This window comes from Kitasatospora sp. NPDC002551, assembly GCF_040296005.1.
Classification (GTDB): Bacteria; Actinomycetota; Actinomycetes; order Streptomycetales; family Streptomycetaceae; genus Kitasatospora.
This window is the reverse complement of sequence record NZ_JBEOWI010000153.1, coordinates 1-3,019: the sequence shown is the minus strand read 5'-3', so window position 1 is coordinate 3,019 and position 3,019 is coordinate 1. Positions and strand designations below refer to the sequence as shown.

Sequence of the window (3,019 nt, the reverse complement as noted above, 5' to 3'; positions counted from 1 at the left end):
GTGGAAGGCGGCGTCGGTGCGGCCGAGGTCGTAGTCGCCGGTCAGCAGGTTGACGGTGCCGGGGCCGACGGTGACGGTGGCGGCGTTGCCGCCGCGAGTTGCGCGCGACGCTCGGCAGCGGCGATCCGCCACCGCTCGGGGTCGCGGTCCCGCCCGGCCCGCTCGGCGCACCGGGCGCACTCGCTCTCCCGCAGGTCGTTGTCCAGGGCGCCGGCGAGGCAGCTGCCACCGCAGGCCAGGTCGAGCCACCCGGTCGGCCGGCCTGCTCGGGTCACACGAGGACGGGCCAGATGGTTGACCCGGCCGCCGGCCACCCGGACCACGAGCGGCCACGGGTCGGCCACGGCGGTTGCCGGGATCTGCCCACTTCCCTCGCGCACGCTCGGCCCGCGGCGCACCCGTCCCGGCATCAGGCAGCGTGCTCGGCCCGCGCCGCGTCGACCCGCGCCAGCAGACCGGCCGCCGCCGCCGTCTTGGCCGCCGCCTTGGTCGAGGCCGACGCCGAGGCGACGACGGCCGCGCCGTCGTGAGTGGCCTGCGCGGTGCAGGTGAACGTCGGAAGGTGACTGGGGCCCTCGGATGCCATCGTGTAGCTCAGGCCGCTGATGACCTTGATCTGCTGGTACTCGTTGAGGACCGAGATCGGCGAGCGGCCCTCCACCGCTTCGACGCCGGGCGCGGCGGCCGGGGGCTGCGCGGTCTCGGGGACGGGCTGTGCGAGGTCGAGGGATGGATCGGGAAGGTCGGCGAGCGCGGCGAGCAGGCTGAGGGCCGCCTGGTGCCGGGCCGCCTTCTTCGTCGACCCGGACCGCCGGGCCCCTTCAACGGGGCTTCCACCCGCGGGCCACGACGCCTGGGCGGCGAAGACGGTGGTGGGGGCCTGGCCGAAGGTCTGGACCGTGAACTCGACCGGCGGCAAGCCGTTGACCTGCGAGTGGACGGACAGGACGGAAACGGCCTTCTCGGGCGCGGCCGCGATGGCGTCCAGGCAGGCGGTGCGCCCCTCCTCCCAGCCGGGCCCGCCGGCGACGAGCAGCACCATCTGCATCTCCAGCGAGGTGAGCTGGCCTTCGGTGGCCCGCCGCGCGGTCTCGGCGACCAGGGGCGCGCCGGCGATGTTCTCCTTGCAGCCGCGCTTGAGGAGGGCGTGGAACGCGGAGGTGTCGAGGCCGGTGTAGTCGGCCTCCGTCGCCGCGGCACCGCGTCGGGCCGCGGAGTGCGCGACCGACTTGCGCGAGTCCCGCTCGGCCTCTCGGTCCTGCCGGGCGCCGGTGTTCAGCGCCTCGGCGATCGAGGCCAGGTCGTCCTGCCCGTACGGGGAGGCGGCGTCGTCCAGGTGGCTGGAGATGACCCGCTGCACGACCAGGTCGGCGTAGCGCCGCAGGGGCGAGGTGGCATGCAGGTATCCCGGCAGGTTCAGGCCCCAGTGGCCGCCCATGAACGGTGCGTACTCCGCCGCCTTGAGGGTCATCAGGGTCCGCTCGCGCAGTGCCTCCAGCCGGGCGGCGGAGCCGTCGGCGAAGGCGACGTCGAGATCGTCCAGCAGGGTCTGGCGCGGGGCGGCGACGCGGCCGGCGGCGTGGTTGCGGAACAGCAGCGGGAGGTCGCGCTGCGCCGCCCAGGAGGCCAGCGCGGTGTTCGCGGCGATCATGCACTCCTGGACGATCTTGTAGCCGATGGTCCGCTCGTAGGAGGCGAGCCGGACCACGACGCCGTCCTCGCTGGTCGCCCACCCGCTAAGGAGGTCGTACAGGGCGAGCGCCCCCTGCCGGCGCCGGCGGGCGAGCAGGACCTCGCTCACCGCCGCCGCTTCGCGCAGGACCTCGTGAAGGGGATGCGCGCGGTCGCGGACCGCCGCGGCGGCCTGGGAGTGGCCCAGGGCCACCAGGCCGCTCACCGTCGCCCGCTCGACGTCCACGCGCCCGGCCTGTCCGTCCGGAAGGACGTGCACGCGGATCGCGATCGCGGCGCACGGCCTCCCCTCGGCCAAGGTCAACCGGGCCTCCACCGGCCCGGGCAGCATCTTCTGGGTGCCCCGCCAGCCCCCGTACGCCGACTCGCGCCGCGTGAACGCCTCCCGGTCGGCGGCGCTGCCCGGTGCGACGCCGGAGGCCACGTCGGCGACGTAGACGGTCAGGCGCCAGCCGTCGCCGACGCGCTCGATGCCGATGGCGTCGTCGCGGTCGACGGAGCCGGGGCGGTCGATCATGACGGCAGGGGCCGGGCCGGAGAGGACGGAGGGCTGGGTGGCCAGAGGCTGAGACAACGGTTCGGTTCCTTCGTGGGGCGGAGTTGTTCGGTCGTGGGGTGCTGCCTCCGGCAGCCCGTCCTTCGCATCATGTCCAACGGCGCTGTCGGCGTCGGGGATTCGGCTCCTGGCGAAGGGCGAACGGCGAAGGGCGGGGTTGGAGGTCAGCTGGAGGGCGTGCGGCTGAGCGGTCCCGCGGATTCGGTACGGCGGCGGCTCGCCCGGCGCGGGAGCGGTCGGCCTATGTCGGCGACCGCGTCCGCAGGCAGACCCTCGCGCAGGATCGGGAGCAGGGTGGCGTACTGCTGGAGGATTCCGTCGCCGTACAGCGGGTGCGGCCACATCGCGGGGTCCGCGAAGGGGATGCCGAGGTAGGCGCAGCCCGAATCGGCGGGCCAGGTCGGGTCGATGGCGTGGATGCCGTCGGTGGCCCAGGCGTGGGGGGCGTGGTGGACGGCGCTGTCGACGGTGCAGCTGGCGAACCCCTCGACGTACACCAAGGCGGGATCCTCCTGGTCCGCGATCGTCTGAACGGCGTTGGTGTAGCAGAAGGTCACCATGAGCGGGGCGACCGCGGGCGGGAGCGGGGCCGGGGTGAAGAGCCGGCCGACATCGAGGAGCAGATGGAAGGGGGAGGGGTACGCCCACCCTTCGAGGACCGGCTCGGAGGTCGGGTCGACCTCTGCGGCGTACTGCCGGAGGCAGTGGATCAGGGCGGTCTCGGCGGGGGTCAGGAGGCCGCCGGCGGCCGGGGCGCGGCCGGGCCGGGGC

At 74.6% G+C, this 3,019-nt stretch carries 2 protein-coding genes; both read right to left on the bottom strand.

All coding sequences use genetic code 11. The features are described 5' to 3' along the window. Positions 1 to 409: 409 nt before the first annotated feature. Positions 410 to 2,266, bottom strand: a complete 1,857-nt coding sequence (locus tag ABT093_RS40745; protein WP_350572562.1) for an RNB domain-containing ribonuclease — start codon at positions 2,264 to 2,266, stop codon at positions 410 to 412. Positions 2,267 to 2,412: 146 nt separating this feature from the next. Further along, a partial coding sequence (locus ABT093_RS40740) for a hypothetical protein (RefSeq protein WP_350572561.1) occupies positions 2,413 to 3,019 on the bottom strand: 607 nt, incomplete at its 5' end.